The organism is Acidithiobacillus sp. AMEEHan (assembly GCF_030996345.1).
GTDB lineage: Bacteria > Pseudomonadota > Gammaproteobacteria > Acidithiobacillales > Acidithiobacillaceae > Igneacidithiobacillus.
In genome coordinates this window covers 114,059-132,166 of record NZ_CP118747.1, presented here as the reverse complement: position 1 = coordinate 132,166, position 18,108 = coordinate 114,059, and the positions used below count along the sequence as shown (strand labels likewise).

At 61.9% G+C, this 18,108-nt stretch carries 14 protein-coding genes, 1 tRNA gene and 1 pseudogene; 3 read left to right on the top strand and 13 right to left on the bottom strand.

Annotated elements, in window-relative coordinates; translation table 11 throughout:
- Positions 1–2: 2 nt before the first annotated feature.
- The 4 genes and pseudogenes from ORD17_RS00665 to glnE all read right to left on the bottom strand — a co-directional run.
- Entirely contained in the window at positions 3–224 is a 222-nt protein-coding gene (locus tag ORD17_RS00665) for a zinc-finger domain-containing protein (protein WP_308389008.1), read from the bottom strand.
- Entirely contained in the window at positions 214–1,131 is a 918-nt protein-coding gene (locus ORD17_RS00660) for a branched-chain amino acid transaminase (protein ID WP_308389007.1), read from the bottom strand. The genes ORD17_RS00665 and ORD17_RS00660 overlap by 11 nt, the downstream gene beginning before the upstream one ends.
- Positions 1,132–1,140: 9 nt before the next feature.
- The gene (locus ORD17_RS13400) at positions 1,141–1,524 is read right to left on the bottom strand and encodes a hypothetical protein (protein WP_374693417.1); all 384 of its coding nucleotides are present in this window, start codon (positions 1,522–1,524) and stop codon (positions 1,141–1,143) included.
- A gap of 137 nt (positions 1,525–1,661) precedes the next feature.
- Positions 1,662–4,003, bottom strand: a pseudogene (gene glnE / locus ORD17_RS13395) (bifunctional [glutamate--ammonia ligase]-adenylyl-L-tyrosine phosphorylase/[glutamate--ammonia-ligase] adenylyltransferase); the annotation flags it as partial.
- A gap of 156 nt (positions 4,004–4,159) precedes the next feature.
- Here glnE and ORD17_RS00645 point away from each other — a divergent pair.
- Positions 4,160–6,907 (top strand): bifunctional YncE family protein/alkaline phosphatase family protein, encoded by a 2,748-nt coding sequence (locus tag ORD17_RS00645; RefSeq protein WP_308390111.1) that lies wholly within the window; start codon positions 4,160–4,162, stop codon positions 6,905–6,907.
- 81 nt (positions 6,908–6,988) lie between these two features.
- Here ORD17_RS00645 and ORD17_RS00640 read toward each other — a convergent pair whose 3' ends face one another.
- From ORD17_RS00640 to ORD17_RS00620, 5 genes are all read right to left on the bottom strand, one after another.
- A complete protein-coding gene (locus ORD17_RS00640) occupies positions 6,989–8,017 on the bottom strand; it encodes a phospholipase D-like domain-containing protein (protein ID WP_308389005.1) in 1,029 nt (342 codons plus the stop codon).
- A 25-nt stretch (positions 8,018–8,042) separates the two neighbouring features.
- Complete coding sequence (locus ORD17_RS00635) at positions 8,043–8,285, bottom strand: DUF465 domain-containing protein (protein WP_308389004.1); 243 nt, start codon at positions 8,283–8,285, stop codon at positions 8,043–8,045.
- 128 nt (positions 8,286–8,413) lie between these two features.
- The gene (locus tag ORD17_RS00630; protein ID WP_308389003.1) at positions 8,414–10,822 is read right to left on the bottom strand and encodes a DUF2309 domain-containing protein; all 2,409 of its coding nucleotides are present in this window, start codon (positions 10,820–10,822) and stop codon (positions 8,414–8,416) included.
- Positions 10,819–12,513 carry a proton-conducting transporter membrane subunit gene (locus tag ORD17_RS00625; protein WP_308389002.1) on the bottom strand — a complete coding sequence of 565 codons (1,695 nt, stop codon included), beginning with the start codon at positions 12,511–12,513 and terminating at the stop codon, positions 10,819–10,821. Before ORD17_RS00625 ends, ORD17_RS00630 begins: the two co-directional genes overlap by 4 nt.
- A gap of 109 nt (positions 12,514–12,622) precedes the next feature.
- Positions 12,623–13,600, bottom strand: coding sequence for a LysR family transcriptional regulator (locus tag ORD17_RS00620; RefSeq protein ID WP_308390110.1), 978 nt, complete (start codon positions 13,598–13,600; stop codon positions 12,623–12,625).
- A 126-nt stretch (positions 13,601–13,726) separates the two neighbouring features.
- On the opposite strand from ORD17_RS00620, the gene ORD17_RS00615 reads away from it, so the two are divergent.
- Together ORD17_RS00615 and ORD17_RS00610 are read left to right on the top strand one after the other, a co-directional pair.
- Positions 13,727–13,813: transfer RNA gene (locus tag ORD17_RS00615), tRNA-Leu, on the top strand.
- 65 nt (positions 13,814–13,878) lie between these two features.
- Positions 13,879–14,394: a DUF3568 family protein gene (locus ORD17_RS00610; protein WP_308389001.1), complete on the top strand. Its 516-nt coding sequence runs from the start codon at positions 13,879–13,881 to the stop codon at positions 14,392–14,394.
- Between the two features lies 1 nt (position 14,395).
- Here ORD17_RS00610 and ORD17_RS00605 read toward each other — a convergent pair whose 3' ends face one another.
- The 4 genes from ORD17_RS00605 to purD are packed head-to-tail and all read right to left on the bottom strand — an operon-like array spanning position 14,396 to position 18,066.
- Positions 14,396–15,481: a quinone-dependent dihydroorotate dehydrogenase gene (locus tag ORD17_RS00605; protein ID WP_308389000.1), complete on the bottom strand. Its 1,086-nt coding sequence runs from the start codon at positions 15,479–15,481 to the stop codon at positions 14,396–14,398.
- The gene (hemF, locus tag ORD17_RS00600; protein ID WP_308388999.1) at positions 15,478–16,368 is read right to left on the bottom strand and encodes an oxygen-dependent coproporphyrinogen oxidase; all 891 of its coding nucleotides are present in this window, start codon (positions 16,366–16,368) and stop codon (positions 15,478–15,480) included. The genes ORD17_RS00605 and hemF overlap by 4 nt, the downstream gene beginning before the upstream one ends.
- Positions 16,369–16,370: 2 nt before the next feature.
- Positions 16,371–16,946, bottom strand: coding sequence for an L-threonylcarbamoyladenylate synthase (locus tag ORD17_RS00595; protein ID WP_308388998.1), 576 nt, complete (start codon positions 16,944–16,946; stop codon positions 16,371–16,373).
- Positions 16,933–18,066 (bottom strand): phosphoribosylamine--glycine ligase, encoded by a 1,134-nt coding sequence (gene purD, locus ORD17_RS00590; RefSeq protein ID WP_308388997.1) that lies wholly within the window; start codon positions 18,064–18,066, stop codon positions 16,933–16,935. The genes ORD17_RS00595 and purD overlap by 14 nt, the downstream gene beginning before the upstream one ends.
- Positions 18,067–18,108: the final 42 nt, after the last annotated feature.

Here is an 18,108-nt window from a genome sequence, read left to right as displayed (position 1 = left end):
TGCTAGTGCCCGCTCTTGGCGAGCGGGCCACCTTTGAGCAGATACAGTGTGCCGCAGTAGGGGCAACGCGCCTCGCCGGTCTCCTCTATTTTCAGGAATACCCGCGGGTGTCCATTCCAGGACCCGCCTGCCGGGCGTGGGCAGGCGAGGGGGAGCTCCTTGGGGTCGATCTCGACGAACCCCTTTGCACAGCAGTGGATTTCGTTGGCAACCTCAGTCGACATAGTGCAACCACTCCGGATGGTCATCGCGCCGGCCCGCAACGGTGTCGAAATAGCGCTGCTGCAGGGCCTCGGTGATGGGGCCGCGGCGGCCATTGCCGATTTTGCGGTCGTCGATTTCGCGGATCGGGGTCACCTCGGCCGCCGTTCCGGTAAAGAAGGCCTCGTCGGCAATGTAGAATTCGTCGCGGGTGAGCTGCTTCTCGACAATGGGAATACCGGCATCGCGGGCAAAGCGCAGGATGGTATCGCGGGTGATGCCTTCGAGGGCGCTGGTCAGGGTCGGGGTGTAGAGGATGCCGTCGCGGACCATGAAGATGTTCTCGCCAGAACCCTCGGCGACATAGCCTTCGCGGTCGAGGAGCAGGGCCTCGTCGTAGCCGGCATGATGGGCTTCGCGGTGCGCCAGCATGGAGTTCATGTAGTTGCCACTCGCCTTGGCCTTGCACAGGTGAATGTTGACATGATGCCGACTGAAGGAGCTGATCTTGACGCGAATGCCGCGCTCCAGGGCTTCCTGCCCCAAGTAGCTGCCCCAGGGCCAGGCGGCAATGAGGGCATGCACCTTGAGCCCGCGCGCCGACAGGCCCATGCCTTCGGCGCCGTAGAAGAAGAGGGGGCGAATGTAGGCCGATTCGAGACGATTGGCGCGAATCACTTCCTTGGTTGCGGCGTTGATCTCTTCCGGGGTGAAGGGTGCGTCCATCTGCAGGATTTTGGCGCTGTTGAAAAGGCGCTTGGTGTGCTCGGGCAGTCGGAAGATGGCCGCACCGCGCTCCGTAGCGTAGGCGCGTTCGCCTTCGAAGCAGCCCAGACCGTAGTGCAGACTGTGGGTCAGGCCGTGCACCGTCGCCTCGCGCCAGGGCACCAGCTGACCATCGAACCAAATGAATCCATCACGATCTGCCATCGACATCATTCACTCCTCAGTGGGCCCTAGGCCCAGTCGTAAAGTCCATTGCCGCACCTGCTCGGTGAGACCCTGCAGGGTAGCAAATTCTGCGTCGGCGCTTTCGAGTACGGGAGACTCGAGGCGCAGCCAGCGGCGATTTTCTGCCTCGCGCAGGGCACGCCAAGCCCGCAGCAGGGTGTTGACCGCGTCTTCCTCCCAAAGACCGAGGGCAGCGATCGCCTGCAAGGCCGGGCGCGTACCGGGGTGGTGCAGCAGCGCGGAATTGTCGGCAGAAAGGGAGAGAATAGCAAACTGTACGAGAAATTCGATATCCACCAGTCCGCCGGGGCTCCATTTGAGGTGAAAGGCGTTGCGAGGGACGGGTTTTTCCTGGGCGATGCGTTGGCGCATGGCGATGACTTCTTGGGCCAATACCCGGGAGTCGCGGCGTTGGGAGAGGATTTCCTCGCGCAGTTGGGCGAATTTTTGCCCGAGCCGGGGTCGCCGGCAATGAAGCGGGCGCGGGTGAGGGCCTGGTGTTCCCAGGTCCAGGCGGATTCGCGCTGATATTTCTGGAAGGCGGCGAGGGAGCTGACCAGGGGACCGGACTGCCCGCTCGGGCGCAGGCGCATGTCGATTTCGTAGAGGGTGCCGGCGCGGGTGAGGACACTGAGGATGTGGATCAGCTTCTGCCCCAGGCGCGCAAACCAGGTGGCGGCAGGCAGCGGGATCCGCCCCGCACTTTCTAGCTCCGGCGCCATGTCGTAGAGAAAGACGAGATCGAGATCCGAGGCCAGCCCCATCTCCATGCCGCCCAGTTTTCCGTAAGCGATGATGGCGAAGGGAATCTCGGGGTAGCCGGGCAGGGGGCCATGCTGCTGCAGCATGGCTTCGATTGCCCAGGGTAGGGCGCGCTGCAGGCAAAAGCTGGCGAGTTCGCTGAGTTCCGTCAGCAGGCTGTCGATGTCTTTGCTTTCCGCCCAGAAATCGCTGGCGAGGAGCAGGGTCTCGGTATTTTTGAAGCGGCGCAGGAGGTCCATGCGTTCTTCCAGATCGCGGCCCTCGTCTTCGGTACTGCTGAATAGCTGTGGCCAGTCCCGCGCTGCCGCCGAGCGCTGGCAGAGGACGTCTTCGAGGAGGGTCGGAAAGCGGGTGAGTTCTTGGCTGAGCCAGGGGCTGGCAAGGAGTTCTTCGAGGCGGCCGAGCCAGTGGGGATTTTCGGCGAGCAGGGCGAGATATTGCGGCTGCCCGAGGAGGGCATCGAGGAGTTCGAGGTTGCGGTGCAAGAGGGTGCCGGGATGGTCGGCGGCAGCGAGGCGTCGCAAGAGCGGCGGAACGAGGGCATCCAGCCTGGCTTGACCGCGTTGGGAGAGCTGCAGCACCCGGCGGCTGCGAGCAAAACGCCGCAATTCCTGCCAAGCCATGCCGTCGCCGTCCCCGGGCAGCAGTTGCTGCCAGCCTTCGGGCGGGTTCTCGTCGAGGGCATGACGCGCTGCGAGCCAGGCAAGATTGGCAGGGTCGTCTTGGTTCTCTCCTGGGGTTGTCGGTAGCACTTCGCGGAACAAGGCATGGACGGCGGTTCGTCCGCTGGCGATTTCCTCCTGCAGTCCGTCGGCACTGTCCAGGCCGAGGGCGCAGGCGAGGCGCGCCCAGCTCAGGGGATCGTTGGGGAGCGCTTGGGTCTGGCGGTCGTCGATCATCTGTAGGGCATGTTCTACCCGGCGCCAAAGGCAATACTGTTGCCGCAGGGTCGCTATGGCGTTTGCCTGCAGCAGTCCGGCAGCGCCAATCTGCGCTAGCGACTGCAGGGTGTTGCGCTGGCGTAGCTGGGGCAAGCGGCCACCATGAATCAATTGCAGGGACTGGACGATGAACTCGATTTCCCGGATGCCGCCTTGGCCTTTTTTGATGTCTTGGCTCGCCCGACCTTGTTCGGCATCCATCAGGGCCTTTACCCGGCGCAGGCCGGCGAGGGCGGTAAAATCGAGATAGCGGCGGTAGAGAAAGGGTTGCAGGCGCTCGAGCAGCGCGGCGCCAAAGTCCAAGTCGCCGGCTACCGGGCGGGCCTTGAGCAGGGCGTAGCGCTCCCAACTGCGGCCATGGCGATGGTAGTACTGTTCCAGGGCATCGCCGGTAACGCAGAGGGGCCAGCGTCGCCAAAGGGGCGCAGGCGCATATCGACGCGAAAGACGAATCCCTCGGGGCGGTTTTCTGCCAGGGCGCGGATCAGCCATTGGCCGAGGCGCTGGAAGTAGGTGGCATTGTCGAGGGGGAGGGGGCCATCGCTCTCGCCTCTGGCGCCATAGACGAAGAGTAAATCGATATCCGACGAGAGATTGAGCTCCTCGCCGCCGAGCTTGCCCATGCCGAGAACGACGAAGGGGACCGCGGCACCCTCCTCGCTGCGGGCGAGGCCATGGCGTTCCTGTATACGCCGCTGGCCGTAGTCGAGGGCCCATTGCAGGGTGTTCTCGGCGAGGTGGCTGAGGGCGGCAAGGGTGTCTTCGAGCGCCTCGGGGCCGGATAGGTCGTGCCAGAGAATCTGCAGCATGCGTAGCTGGCGGTAGCGGCGCAGCGCGGCAAGAAATTCCTCCTCGCTGCCGTGCAGGTCGGGCGGAGGGGGAGCTGCTTGCGGCTCCGGCAGGGCGGCGAGCCATTCTGGATGCTGTAGAAGCTGCCGCCGGGCATAGGGGCTGGCAAAAAGCAGGCGCCGTAGGCGTAACTCCTCGGCAGATCCAGGGGCCAGCAGCGCCAGGGTTTGTCCAGCCCCTCCCGCAGGGCCGCGATAGCCTCGTCCACACGCTCCCACTCCTCGGGCCAGTGCACGGGTAGGTTTTGCAGACAGGAGGACAGAGGAGGGGATACGTTCATGTTCATCAGAATGTAACATTTCTGTGCTAACGTCGAGGGATGGAAATCGGTTGCTAGCGGCGCAGAAGGAGGAAATCGCGTGCCACGTTTCTGTCGTTCCCTCGTCCTCGCGGTACTCACGGCTTCGGGTTCTGTGATTGCCTCCCCTGCCGCTCTCGCTTCGCCAACGGTAGCGGTGTACGACAATGCCGGCGGGATTGCGGCGCCGTCCTTGATCCCTGAGCGGGACAACCGCGATTTGCTGGCGCCGGTTACGGTGAATGCCGCCAATCGCGACTGGGTTACCCATGTCCTGCCCACAGGGCGCATTGTTTCGCCGGTCGGGACTGTCAACGGGACCCCAAACTTTGCCGCCAATGTCGTGCCTCTGGGTACGGGCGTGGTGGCGGTGCTCGCCAATGGTGCCACGGCGGCGCAGACCGTTACCCTCTATGACACTCAGAGCCTCAAGCCTGTTGCGCAAGTAGCAGCCTATAAGAAAGAGCCGGAGGCGAAGGACGCGGCTGTTGCCAAGGATTCCACTCCCATCGGTCACCAGAGTTTTTACCAAGGCATTACCCCCGGCCCCGATGACACCTTCTTTACCGCCGGTGGCGCGAGCAACGACGTGGTGCAATTCCGTTACCACGACGGCAAGGTCGAGCTACTGCGCCGCTATCCCTTGCAATGGCAGCCTTTTCCCAAGGACCAATACCCCTACTACTACCAGGGCGAGCATCGCGCCAATGAGCCGCGCCTGTTCTATCCCGATGCCGTCGTCCTCGGGCCGCGGCAGCGGCATCTCTTCGTGACTGGGATGCTGAGCAACAGCATTGCCCGCATCGATTTGCAGACCGGGCAGACGGAGTATCGGAATGTCGGGCCCTATCCCTTCGCCATGACTCTGGCGGATGGCGGCAAGAGCTTGGTGGTGAGCCTCTGGGGAGCCGATGCCGTGGCGGTGCTGGATCCGGAGACTTTCCGACTCTTGGGTACGGTGGCAGTGGGACCCCAGACCGGCCCCGATCACTATGCCGCCGGGGTCCATCCCACGGCCTTGGTCGCTGCTCCGGAGGGGCCGGATGTGTACGTTGCCCTCGCCAATGTCGACCAAGTGGCCAAGGTGGACAGTCGCAGTCTGCAACTCAAAGGCGTACTCAACGACAGCCCGTATCCCGATGCGCCGCCGGGGTCCTATCCCAATGCCCTCGCCATTGCCCAAGGCAAGCTCTTCGTTGCCAATGCCGGCAACAACGACGTCGCGGTCTATGATCTGGCCACTGGCAAGGCCTTGGGGCTGATTCCCACGGCCTGGTATCCCACCGGAATGACGGCCACGGACGATGCCCTCTACGTGGTAGCTGCCAAGGGCCTGGGGACCGGCCCCAACGTCCAGCACCAGTGGGTGGGGACGATGATGGGCGGCGTGCTGCAGAAGATTCCTCTTGCGGACCTTGCCGCCAAGCTACCCGAGTGGACTACGGCGGCCCTGCACAACGACGGCTTCAGCCCGCAACAGCAAGCGGCGCGCCGGGCTGAGGATGCCAAAACCACGGCTTTCCTACGCAAGCGCATCCAGTACGTGGTTTTCATCCTGCGGGAGAACAAGACCTTCGATGAGGACTTGGGCGATTACCGGCCGGCGGGGGTCTGGGCCGATCCCAAGCTCGATCTCTACGGCGAGAAAGAACTACCCAATCTCTATGCTCTCGCCAGTCGCAATACCCTCTTTGTGAATTTCATGGCTGATGGTGAGGTCACTGCCCAAGGACACCAATGGACAACGGCGGCCTCGGATTCCGACTTCGTGCAGCGCACTTGGCCCATGTATTACTCCGGCCGCGGGCTGGTGGGCAATCCCGGCTGGACCCAGCCTCTCATTCCCGTCGGCGAGCCGGGCAAGCCCGATTTCCATCCCAGCTCCGACAACCCCTACTCTATCTATCGCAATCTATCCGCCTTGGGCAAATGGAGTAATCCCTGGATCAGCTATCCGCAGCGGCTTTTTCTTTTCAACGATCTGCTGCATCATCACGTGTCCTTCGAGGATTTTGGCGAGTTCGTATCGCGTTCTCAGGAAGGCAACATCTCGCCAGCGATGAAAAAGCATCTGGCAACCGATTTCCCTGGTTGGGATCGAATGCTCTTGGATACCCAGCGCGAGCAACTGGCAGAGAACTGGCTCAAGGCCCATCCTGGCGCCAAGTTTCCGCGTTTCATCTATATCTGGTTACCCGACGATCACACTGCCGGACGCAGTCCCTGCTACTACACCCCGGACTATTATGTGGCCAACAACGATTACGCCACTGCCAAGTTCATTCATTACCTCTCCACCACCCCCGAGTGGAAACACATGGTGGTGTTCCTCACCGAGGATGACGCCCAGTCCGGCGCCGACCACATCAATGCGCACCGTACCTTTGCTTTGGCCATGGGGCCTTGGGTCAAAAAGGGTTTTCTGGAAACCAATCTCTACTCCCAGGTGAACATCCTGAAGACGACGGAGGCCATCCTCGACCTGCCGCCGATGTCGCAGTGGGACCAGAATGCGAGCGTCTTCAGCGGAATTTGGACCGACCATCCGGACTTTGCTCCCACGCCCAAGCCCATTCCCATTCAGGTGCCCTTAGCCTTCAATCCCGGGCAATGCGGCGATATCAAACTCTTACGTCGGGAAGCCGGTATGGCCGGTCACTCCCTGAGTGGCGCCTGGTTCCGTCGTCATCAGAATGAGCTTGGTGCCCAGTTACCACCGCCGGCCAAGGATGTCAGCTACAGCCCCACCACCTTACTTAAGGTGCCCGGCCCCGAGCAGATGAAGCAGGAGTGGATTGCGAGTAAAGGGGTGAAGTCCTATGAGCAGGTCATGGCCTACCTGCAGAAGATGGCGGCGGCCCATCACGCACCCCTCGCGGCTTATCAGGCGGGGGAGGACGAGTAGAATGTGAAACGTGTGGCGGCGGCCCGCGAGGGCGTCATGAGCCGATCCGCTGTCGCTGCCTCAGCATCGATAGCCAGATCGCTAACGCGCGTGGCGTAAGGCGTCACCGGCTGCATCCACGACCAATCGCCCGCCTTCGACGACCGCCTTGCCTATGGCCCAACCCATGCCATTTGGTAAATGATGGGTGTCTGACGCAGGTGTCTGGGCGGCATGTTCCGGATGCTCCTGCCCTTGCTGCCAGTCGGCGTCGAACTGCTGCTGCAGGGTGGAGACGGCCGCACTGCGGAGCAAGACCCCCATCTCCCGGTTGTCTTCCAAACTGGTCTGGCTGAAATTCTCGGAGCCCACGAAGGCCAGATTGGTGCCCACGATCATCTTGGCGTGGAGATAGAGCGGTTTGCTTGGCAAGAAGCGCACCTGGCAACCGTGCTGGCGCAGGAGTTCGACATTCTGCAGATCATCGGGATTCAGCGTCGCCGGCAGCAGGAGACGCAGCTCGCTACCCTTGGCGGCCAACGCATCGAGAATGGGACGATAGGGCCCGAGTTCCTCGCTTTCTATGGCAATGGCCCCTGGCTGCCGAATGACGTCGAGGATGGGCCCGAGACTGTGGCCGGGGGAAAGGACCAGACGCTCTGCGCTCTCTTGGGGCGCGCGCCGATTGTCCCAGTCAGCGTCGAAAACCGCATGCACTGCCGAGACAATGGCGGGATCTCGGGTGACATACAGATATTCCCGGTTGTGGTGAAAGGCCGACCAACTGAAATTGGCGCTGCCGATTTCTGCTTCATGGCCATTGGCGCAATATTTGGCGTGGTAGAAAGCGTAGTGCTCACCATGGGAGGTGAAGCGATAGGGCGCCGTTTTCCACTGCACTCCCGTCGCGGCTATGGCGCGCTCTTCTTTCTGTACCTGCCACGGCTTCATGCCGTAGGGCTTGGCGGCGATGATCACCCGCACTCGCACCCCTCGTTCCTGGGCGTTTGCCAGCGCCGCGAGGATTTTCCGATCATTCAGGTAATAGACACCAATGTCCAGTTCGCGGCGCGCATCGCGAATGATTTGGAGCACCGGTTGCACGCCCGCGTTGGGTTCGATGTAGAGCATGAGAGGGCTTCCGCAATGGGCTGGCTCAACTTTCCGACTGCAGGATCCGATAGAGCTCGTCCTTGAGGGCGAGACGCTGTTTCTTCATTTCCTCCAGGGAACTGCTGCCGGAGGCAGCGTCATTCCGCTCGATGTGCTCGATCTCGGCCGTCAAGGCGTCGAACTCGGCCAAGCGTTTAGCAAAGTGGGGATGATTGACGCGGAGGGTGCTGATGCGTGCTGCAAGTTCCGGAAATTCCGTTGCTAGATCCTGATGTTCGCTTTCCATGGGAAGATCCTCTTGGTGGATGACGAAGCCCGCTGAAAGTAGCAGAGATTGCGATAGATTGCAGCCGCCGCAAGTCAGTGGCCCCGAGAATCTCTGCGCGGGGCCAAGTACGAAGCAAACGGTGAATACTAGACGCGCACCCAGTCTCCGGCGCCGCGTCGCTCGCGCAATTCCCCCTCGCGACCGATCTGCAGTAGGGTTAGCCAGCGGTTATCGACCAGTTGGCGCAGGGCTGGACTTTCGGCGATGATGCGGTCCATGGCCTCACAAGGTGCCTCTACGAGGGCCGAGAGGCGCAGGGGCTCATGCTGCAAATTGCTGGTATTGTCGCGCAAGGATTGCTCGGACAAGCCTACCCGCAGATCACCGCCGTTACCTTCCAGGACGCCGATGGTGCCGCCGACCACATTGTGCAGTACCTTGTTGCCGCAGCCTTGGCGCTGGTTATCGATGGTCGACGCGTAGTATTGCATGTTGATCCAGTTCGCTACCACCAAGGGTGCGGTAAGGATGAGCCGCAATACGGAAAAGTCCGGGTCTTTGTTCGCGTCATAGTCGTGCAGGAAAGCGCGGCCGGCGAGATTGCGTCCCCGAGTTCGCCAGCGCGGGGCGGCGATGAAGGCGGCATTGCCGGCCAGGGCCCATTCCGGTCGCACCTGGGACCAGTCCCGACCTCGATGCAGGAGGTTTTGCGCCACGGCGACAGGGTCACGTAGATCGGGTTCGAGGCGCAGGATGCGCTCCAATCCGCAACGCTTACCGGCTTCGGCCAGACTCTCCTGTAATTCCCGTAGCCGTTCGGGGTCGAGGCGCGGGTCGTCGATGCCGACCAGGATTTCCACTTGATCGGTGGTGGTATCGTGCAGGGCAGGCAAAAAGACGACCTTGTCGTCGATCTCCCAACCTTTTGCGCGCAGGCCGATACGCACCGCTGGGTCGTTGAGCAGATCCGCTGCTGCGCGGGCATTTACCTCTCCGGTTTGCCCTGCGCAGGCGCCACAATCGAGACCAGCGCGGTGCGGGTTGTTGGTGGTAGAGCTGCCGTGCCCTACCAAGAGCACCAGCTGTGCCATGCCGTGATTCAGCCCCAGACCAGTGAGGATGGATGCCGCCATCTGCACCCGCTCTTCGGGATGCAGGGAGGGTGGCAAAACGCAGTGCAACCGGGTCCGTGCAGCGGCGGAGAGCCCAGCCAGATCGGGTGGCAAAGAGGGGCGCTGCCAGCCCACGGTGTGCGCCAGCAGTTTGCCGACGTAGCTCAAGCCAGCGGTCTCGACGAAAGAGAAACAGGATGCCGCCGATAGTTTGAAGTGCTTCCATTCGGCGCTCCGACGCAGGCGGCGAAAACGCCGCTGCAGGATCTTTTCTGGTCCGGTCTCCTCGACATGCACTTGCGGACGTAGCAGCACCGGTGCCTGCGCGCGGGCGACATTGTCGCCCTGGCGTTTGTAGTCGAGCAGGACGCCAAAGAAACCGGCAAAGCCGATGGTCTCAAAATCGTCGAGGACGCTCTCCAGGTGGCGACGAAAGACCTCGGAGCGGACGTCGATACAGAATGCCGCCTGTATCCGCGGTTTCCCGTTGCTTCGATGGGTCCGCGAGGGCTGGCGGCGCAGGCACGCTGCGAGCTGGCGGCGATAGGCGATTTCGCTGGCACGCAGGAGCACCTCGCTGCGCCGTGCATCCTCGTGTTCGGCATTCTTGTCGTCGTAAAGCCAGCCGCGCAGCTGTCGCCGCCAGGAGTCCACGATCGCGGGCTTTGCGAGCTGGCGCAGGAGTGCCTCCCAGACCAGACGAATGCTAAGCAGATCGAGAAGATCCGCATCGGACTTCCCCTCGAGCTCCGCTTGCCAGAGCAGGTAGCGGCACCAGCTCGCCCAGCCGTTGATGGATTTGAGTAGGACCAGAAGATACGCCTCTACTACTGCATCGGGTAGGTCCAGAACCTCCAGAGCCCAGCGTCTGGCTGCTGTTGCATCTGTAGAGAGAGCAAGCAGCTGTTTACGGGCAGGGCGCAAGCCCATGGGACCCAGGCTGTGATCGTGCAGGGTATATTGGCGCCAGGCGGCAAACAGTCCCTGACTCGGATCTTTGGGCAAGGACCAAAGGGCCTGCCCGCGATCATAGTAGGCCGCCAAAAAATGACTGATCTGCTCCAGTACGTATTGCGAGATGGATGCGTGTCCCTGTCGGTTCATGAGCTCCGGCAGCAGGGGCAGGCGCATGGGCGGCTCTATCTGCCCCTGCAGATAGGCTTGCCAATCCTCTTCGTCCCCACCAAGACCCAAGTCTTCGGCAGCACGAAGGATGTCTTCAATGGAAAGTTTGCCCGCGCTCACTTGCTCGGCGTACCAGCGCCGGTCCATGATCACCCGCTCGCCAACGCTTCCTTGCAGCTCTGCGGCGAGCTCGGCAAAGGGGCGGTCGGCAAAGCCCCAGTAGGGATTTACGGCAATGTAGCTATCCAGGGGCCAGAGCGGGGCGATGCGGCGTGTCACCTGCTCGCAGAGGGTGGTAAATTGCTCTTCACGATTCATTGCGCACCTCCAGAATTTTCCAGAACTTCCTGATTACGGGCGATATTCTCCAAAGACTCCAAGGCAAGATTCTTGCGCGGCAGCTCCACTCCGACCTTCTCGGCCCAGAAGCGATGGGAAAACTGCTCGACCCAGTAGTCCACGTACAAGCCGTTGTAGAGATGGGTGTAGAGGGCGAGTTGCAAGCGCTGGGGTAGCAATGCTCGGCCTGGCCCCTGCAGCCAGCTCAGGAGCAAAAAGCTGGCGGCAACGGCATAGACCAAGACTTGCTCGGCAAGGCCCGTATCATCCAGGGGAGCAGCCAAATCGCTGCGGAAGAGCCAAACAAAGAGACTGTGCAGGAGCAGGTAGAGCCCGCCAGTCAGCAACGCCAGGCTGAGGGCGCTCAAGCGATCCGCCAGGTTGTCGAAGCCAAAGCCTTTGACCAAAAGCTGCGACAGGGCGATGGAGACGATGGCGACCAAGGCAAACCAGTCTGGGTCGGCCAGGGGATTTTCCCCCAATGCCCAAGCCCCGCCGCCAGCAATGACCACTCCCGCCAGCACTGCTGCCATCCAGACGCCCATGGTCGGGATCTTCTTGGGACCCGCCGGCACCTGCCGCAGTTGGTCGGTCACGCTCCCCGAGGAAAGAAAAGCGTGCGCCTTGTACAGGGAGTGCCCCAGGAGATGCAGGAGTGCCAAGGGGAAAAGACCCAAACCCAATTCGAGTGACATGAATCCCAGCTGTGCCGTCGTCGACCAGGCAAGGGCTGACTTGATGGCGGTTTGGGTGGTCATGACCAGAGAGGCAAAGAACACCGTGAGCAGGCCCACCGCCCCCAGGAAAAGCAATGCGTCGGGTACTCGTACCAGCAGAGCACTGCAGCGCAGAGCGATGATGGCGCCGCTGTACACGACTCCGGCGTGCATCAGGGCCGAGACCGGGGTTGGCGCCTCCATGACCTGAATCAGCCAACCTTGAAAGGGAAACAACGCGCTTTTGAGGATAACCGCTGCAACCAGCAACCATGCGGCAATCTGCAGGCTGATGGGCAAGCTTGCGCTGTGTTCCACGCTGTGGCGCAGCGCCGCAAATTGCAGGCTGCCCGTCGCTTGGCCGATGAGGACGGTTGCCCCGAGTAGGCAGAGATCCGCACTGCGGCTGAAGATCGACTTCTTGTGCGCAGCCATGATCGCTTTTGGGCGCTCGCTGTAGAACTTCAGCAATCGATGCAGGGTAAAGCCGGTGGCAAAAATTCCCAAGGTAAAGAGCCCGACGTTGCCGGCCACGACGACAATGAGAAAGAAACCGGCAGTGCTGGCCAAAAGCCGCGAAAAACGTGCCTGCTGCGGGTCACCATCGAGGTATTGCACGCTGTACTGCGCAATCATGACGATGACAAAGGCTGCCAGGGTGGCCAGGGTCAGGGTGAGTCCATTGACGGCAATCGATAGCGGTAGCGAAAAATGCAGACTTGGAAGGGGAATCTCCGCCAGCGTCAAGTCGGCGCGGGCACCGAGCAAAAACGTGCAATCGGCGAACAGCGCCGCTGCCAAGGCGAAGAAGGCTGCCCAGCGTATCCGTTGACGGGTGTTGAGGGCAGCGTGACGGGTGGGCTGTACCCGCGCCAGGGCTGCCAACAAGAGTCCTGTGGGCATGAGGGCCAAGGCCGCTGCGCTGAGCCAGGGGACGGAAAGATGGGTATACATCGCTGCCTCCTTCGTAAGAAACCGAGGGAGACTCTAGGAGATGTATCCTATTTATTCAAATTTGAATTAACAATGAAATAGATTTATTTTTATAAATGTTAAAGCCACGTCAGCGCAAATGTTGCGCCAGGCCTGGCCAGAGAGCCACCAAACGGCGCGTGATAAAATCTTCCTGAGCCACGCAAAACTCCAAAAATCGCTGGGCAGTGAGTGAAAGGGTCTTGCCTCGTGGATAGACCAAATACCATTGGCGCAGAATGGGAAAGCCCTCCACCTCGAGGATCTGAATTGGACCTCCAGTCCCCTCCAAGGCCAGGGAATGTACGGAAAGAATGGAAATCCCCAGTCCACTGGCGACGGCGTGCTTGATCGCCTCGTTGCTGCTCAGCTCCATGGCGATCTGCGGTTTCAGCCCCTGTTCGGCAAAAAGGCGCAAATAGGCGTTGCGCGTTCCCGAACCCGGCTCACGGGCCAGGAAAGGTACTTGCGCGATACTTGCCAGGGGCAGGGGCGGGGTGCCCTTCAGCAGCGGGTGGTCGCGGGGGGTCATCACAGCCAGGGGATTCAGGGCGAAGGGGATGGCCTCGACATCGACCTCTGTCTCTGGCACCTGACCCATGATGTAGAGATCGTCTTCATGGGCTTGGATACGTAGGATGATTTCGTCGCGATTGCGTACCTGCATCGCAAAGTGAATACCGGAATACTGCTCCCCAAAAGCCGCCAACAGTTCCGGGGCAATGTATTTCGCCGTGGTCACGACCCCCAGGCGAAGATTTCCCCGTCGCATTCCCTTGCGTTCGGCGATTTGGCTGTCGAAGTTCTCCAGGCTTTGAAAAATTTCTTCGCAGGCCGCATACAGATCTTCCCCCGCTCCGGTTGGACGAATAGTCCGCCCCACCTGTTCCCAGAGTGGCATGCCCACCGTGTCTGCCAGCTTTTTCATCTGCAGAGAAATCGTTGGTTGGGCCAGGAACAGGGCATCCGCCGCTTTGCTGAAACTGCCCAGGCGTATCACGGTCACGAAAATCTGCAGCTGGCGTAGACTCAGGTGTCGGATCAGAGATGAAACAGGTGCATTGGTCATTAAAGGTAGAGCCGTCGTAGTCTTGCTGCCATTGTCACCCTCGTGAAGCTCGCCTCGCAACACTGCTCCCGAATGTGGCGCCCATTGTCAGAAATTTCCCACCTTGGTATCCTTCGCGCTTGAATTGCCGGGATGGCGGAATTGGTAGACGCGCCGGACTCAAAATCCGGTGGTGGTGACACCGTGTCGGTTCGACTCCGACTCTCGGTACCATGTTGAGAAAGAGCCCGGGCAGCCCGGGCTTTTTTGTGGGCGGCGGGATGCCTTCGGAGACAAAAATGCGCTTTTCTTCTCGTTACTTGCTGGCGGCGACGTTGTTGGCTACGGTTCCTTTGAGTGGTTGTGTAGCCTTGCTCGGCGCTGGTGCTGGTGCTGGTGCCGTCACCTACGTCGAAAATGGCGGCGTAGCCAATTATTATGCCTACTATCCGGTTTCTGTGGCGCGAGCGGCGCAGGCGACCCAGGCGGCCTTTTCCCAGGTTGGCATCCAATACCAGGGAATGATCCAGAAAACGCCTAGCGAGGTCATGATCGAGGGCAGCGACCAGCAGGCGCAGCGGGTCAAAGTAACCATCACTTCCATGGCCACCGATGTGAGCAAGGTCAATATCCGTGTCGGCACCTTTGGCGACAAGCGGGTGTCGTTGGGCTTCCAACAGGCCCTAGCCAATCAACTCGGTCTGCAGCCGATGGCGGCGAGTTCGGTAGAGAGCCAGGCGCCGGCTCCCGCCGCAGCAGCACCGGCCCCAGCACCTCAAGAGCCGGAGCAGCAGACCATTCCGCTGCAGCAATAGGCTAGGAGCCCTGGCCGACGGCTTCCGCGAGGCAGGAAAAGCCGTCGCGCCGCAAATATTCCGGTAGGTTGCGCGTCAGTTCCTGCACTAGAGACGATCCGCGGTAGAGCCAGCCGGTGTAGCTCTGTAGCAAACTGGCGCCGGCAAGAATGCGTTCGTAGGCATCCTCGGCGCTCGCTATGCCGCCGACGCCAATGATTGGCACTTGGCCGCCTGTACTACGCCGTAATTGACGTAGCACCGCCAGCGCCTGCCGCCGCAGGGGCAGACCGCTCAAGCCACCGGCTTCGGCGGCATACGGCCATCCCTCTGGGCGCGAAATCGTCGTATTGGTCGCGATGAAGCCTTCCAAGAGCGGCTGCGCGTCCTGCGCTAGGCTACCGATTTCCTGGATTTCCTCGTCGGTTAGGTCGGGGGCGATTTTCAGCAAGAGCGGCCGCGGCGCCTCCGTGCCTGCCAGTTCGCGGCGTATCTCCCGCAGTCTGCTGAGCAGCGGGCGCAGGGCATTGAGGCTCTGCAGTTGGCGCAGACCGGGGGTGTTGGGAGAACTGACGTTGACCACCCAGTAGTCCGCGAAAGGATGCAGGTGCCGCAGTAGCTGCTCATAGTCCTCCACCGCCCGCTCCAGCGGCGTGTCTTTGTTTTTGCCGAGATTTATACCGACGGTAATGGCCGGATGTCCCTGGCTCGCCAGACGTTCGCCTACCCGCAGCATGCCCTCGCTAGGGAAGCCCAGGCGATTGATGATTGCCCCCTGCTGCGGGTACCGAAACAGCCGCGGCGCGGGATTGCCGGCTTGGGGCTGGGGAGTGATGGTACCGATCTCGACAAAGGCAAAACCCATGGCGGCAAGGGCGGGCAGGGCGCGGGCATCTTTGTCGAAGCCAGCGGCAAGACCCAAGGGGTGGCTGAAGTCGAGCCCCCAGAGGGTCTGTCGTAGCATGGGGTCGATGGCTTCGTTGCTCGGCCAGAGTCGGATACGGGTGCGCGGCATCTTGCCTAGGGCTTCCAGGGCGCTCATGGCGAGGGCATGGGCGCGCTCGGGCTCAAAGCGGAAGAGCCAGCTGCGCAGTTGCTCTTCGATCATGCCCAATCCCGCGGCGTCAGAAACTCGCTCTTCAGCCTTGCCTCAGGGCTGCCAGCCTCACCTTGCCAGTCGTACTCCCAAGCCGCGAGGGGAGGCAGGGACATGAGGATGCTCTCGGTACGCCCCCCCGATTGCAGGCCAAAGAGGGTGCCGCGGTCGTAGACGAGGTTGAACTCGACGTAACGCCCGCGTCGCAAGAGCTGAAACTGCCGCTCCCGTCCGCCATAGGGCAGATGGCGACGACGTTCGGTGATCGGCAGGTAGCTCGGCAGAAAGCTCTGCGCTACATCTTCCCAGAGGGCGCGAATCCGTTCGGCGTCGCCGTGGAGATCGTCGAAGAAGATCCCGCCGACGCCGCGCATCTCGCCGCGATGGCGAATGGTGAAATAGTCATCACACCAAGCCTTGAAACGCGGATAGTAGGCCGGGTCGTGACGATCGCAAGCGGTCTTCAAGGTACGGTGAAAATGCTCGGCGTCCTCGACAAAGCCGTAGATAGGGGTCAAATCCGCACCGCCGCCAAACCACCAGGTACTCCCCGCGCTAAAAAAGCGATAGTTCATGTGGACGATGGGCACGTAGGGATTGCGCGGGTGCAGAACGAGGGAGACACCCAGGGCGTCGAAGCCCTGGCCGGCCAGCTCGGGTCGCGCAGCGGTAGCGGAAGGCGGTAGCTGCCGTCCATGCACGCGAGAAAAATTCACCCCGGCCTTTTCAAAGAGATCGCCTTCGGCCAGGACTCGGGTGCGACCTCCACCCCCCTCGGCGCGCTCCCAGAGATCCTCGCGGAAGCTCGCGACGCCATCGGCGGCAGCAAGCTGGGTGCATATCTCATCCTGTAATTGCAGTAAAAACTGTTCCAGGGACGAGAGATCTAAGGCGCTCATACTCAACTCCTGAGGATCTTGCCACTACGGGCATCAATAATGCGACTTGGGCGGCCTTGGCCACCTAAGCGCGCGGGCAGCGTGAGCAAGTCCCGACCAAAGTGGCGGCGCAGCTCGCGCAGGGAGCGCGCTGGGCGCTTTCCAGCAGGATTGGCACTGGTGGAGACAATGGCGCCGCCGAAGGCCCGGCACAGGGCACGTATTCCAGGGTGCGCGCTCACGCGCAGGGCAATGCCATCGTGCTGGCCGCGAATCCATGCGGGACAAGGTCTGCTGGCGGGAAGGACCAGGGTAGTGCCGGGCCAGTAGGCTTCTGGCTGCAGCGCCAAGGGCTCCGTAGCCTGCCAATAGAACCGAGTTTGCGCCTGATTGGCGGCAACGAGAAGCACGCCCTTTTTCTGGGGTCGGGCCTTGAGAGCAAGAATCTTGCGCAAGGCACGCCGATTGCGGGGGTCGCAGCCTAGGCCCCAGACCCCTTCCGTTGGGTAGGCGAGGACGCCCCCCCGTCGCAACTCGGCGACGGCTTTGCGCAGGGCCTGACGACGAGGATGGCGCGGCAACATGCTAGCTACGAGCACGGGCCCGCCAGCCGATGTCGTGGCGCAACTGCATCCCCGGCCAATGTATCTGCTGCGCCAGGGCGTAGGCTTGTGCCTGGGCGGCACTGATGCTCGGCGCGAGGACCGTCACCCCGAGCACCCGCCCACCAGCAGTGACCAGAGCGCCGTCCTGGACACGGGTGCCGGCATGAAAAACCTTCGCCGTCGCGCCATCAAGGGATCTTTCCAGCCCGCGGATGGTCTGCCCGAGCTGTGGCGCGTCGGGATAGCCGGGGGCTGCCAACACCACGCAGAGGGCCAGTTCCTTCTTCCACTGCAGCTCTGGCGGCAAGGCATCACCGCGGGCAGCGGCGAGCAGGGTCAAAAACAAGTCCGAATCCAGACGCATCAGCAGGGGCTGGGTTTCTGGGTCTCCTAGGCGACAGTTGAACTCGAGGACCTTGGGGCCGCTTTCGGTGATCATCAAGCCGGCATAGAGAAAGCCGCGGTAGGGCAGGCCTTCGGCCTGCAGGGCACGGGCCATGGGCAACATGACTTCCCGCCGCACCCGCTCGCTCATTGCGATGTCGAGGATGGGAGTAGGGGAGTAAGCCCCCATGCCGCCGGTGTTGGGGCCCTGATCACCGTCAGCGAGGCGCTTATGGTCTTGGGAGCCGGCCAGAGGCAGGACCTGCCCGTCGGCAATGATGGCAATGAAACTCCCTTCCTCGCCGCGCAGAAACTCTTCGATGACCACGGGACCCCAGGCCAAGAAGCGCGTCAGGGCTTCTTCCGCCTCCTCCTGGCTCTCGGCAATCACCACGCCTTTGCCCGCCGCCAGACCATCGGCCTTGATGACGATAGGCAAGGGCTGCCGGGCCAGAAAAGCATGTGCCGCCTTGATTTCCGTGAAGCGGCCATAGGCAGCGGTGGGGATTCCATGCCGCTCCATGAATTCCTTGGCGAAGGCCTTGCTCCCCTCGAGGCGGGCAGCGGCGGCATTGGGGCCAAAGACGGCCAGACCGCTACGGCGCAGGGCATCGGAAACCCCCGCCACCAGCGGCGCTTCTGGACCCAGCACCACCAGGGAGACGCCTTCGGCATGGGCGGCAGCGACCACGACTGCCGCATCGAGGGGGAGAGAGGGAGATTGCGACACTTGGCTTCGGCGGCGGTGCCGGGGTTGCCGGGTACGCAGAGC

Excerpts from the sequence above, each read along its gene's own strand:
- ORD17_RS00665 (WP_308389008.1), bottom strand. The coding sequence starts at position 224 with ATGTCGACTGAGGTTGCCAACGAAATCCACTGCTGTGCAAAGGGGTTC.
- ORD17_RS00660 (WP_308389007.1), bottom strand. The coding sequence starts at position 1,131 with ATGGCAGATCGTGATGGATTCATTTGGTTCGATGGTCAGCTGGTGCCC.
- ORD17_RS13400 (WP_374693417.1), bottom strand. The coding sequence starts at position 1,524 with ATGCGCCAACGCATCGCCCAGGAAAAACCCGTCCCTCGCAACGCCTTT.
- ORD17_RS00640 (WP_308389005.1), bottom strand. The coding sequence starts at position 8,017 with ATGCTCTACATCGAACCCAACGCGGGCGTGCAACCGGTGCTCCAAATC.
- ORD17_RS00635 (WP_308389004.1), bottom strand. The coding sequence starts at position 8,285 with ATGGAAAGCGAACATCAGGATCTAGCAACGGAATTTCCGGAACTTGCA.
- ORD17_RS00630 (WP_308389003.1), bottom strand. The coding sequence starts at position 10,822 with ATGAATCGTGAAGAGCAATTTACCACCCTCTGCGAGCAGGTGACACGC.
- ORD17_RS00625 (WP_308389002.1), bottom strand. The coding sequence starts at position 12,513 with ATGTATACCCATCTTTCCGTCCCCTGGCTCAGCGCAGCGGCCTTGGCC.
- ORD17_RS00620 (WP_308390110.1), bottom strand. The coding sequence starts at position 13,600 with ATGACCAATGCACCTGTTTCATCTCTGATCCGACACCTGAGTCTACGC.
- ORD17_RS00610 (WP_308389001.1), top strand. The coding sequence starts at position 13,879 with ATGCGCTTTTCTTCTCGTTACTTGCTGGCGGCGACGTTGTTGGCTACG.
- ORD17_RS00605 (WP_308389000.1), bottom strand. The coding sequence starts at position 15,481 with ATGATCGAAGAGCAACTGCGCAGCTGGCTCTTCCGCTTTGAGCCCGAG.
- hemF (WP_308388999.1), bottom strand. The coding sequence starts at position 16,368 with ATGAGCGCCTTAGATCTCTCGTCCCTGGAACAGTTTTTACTGCAATTA.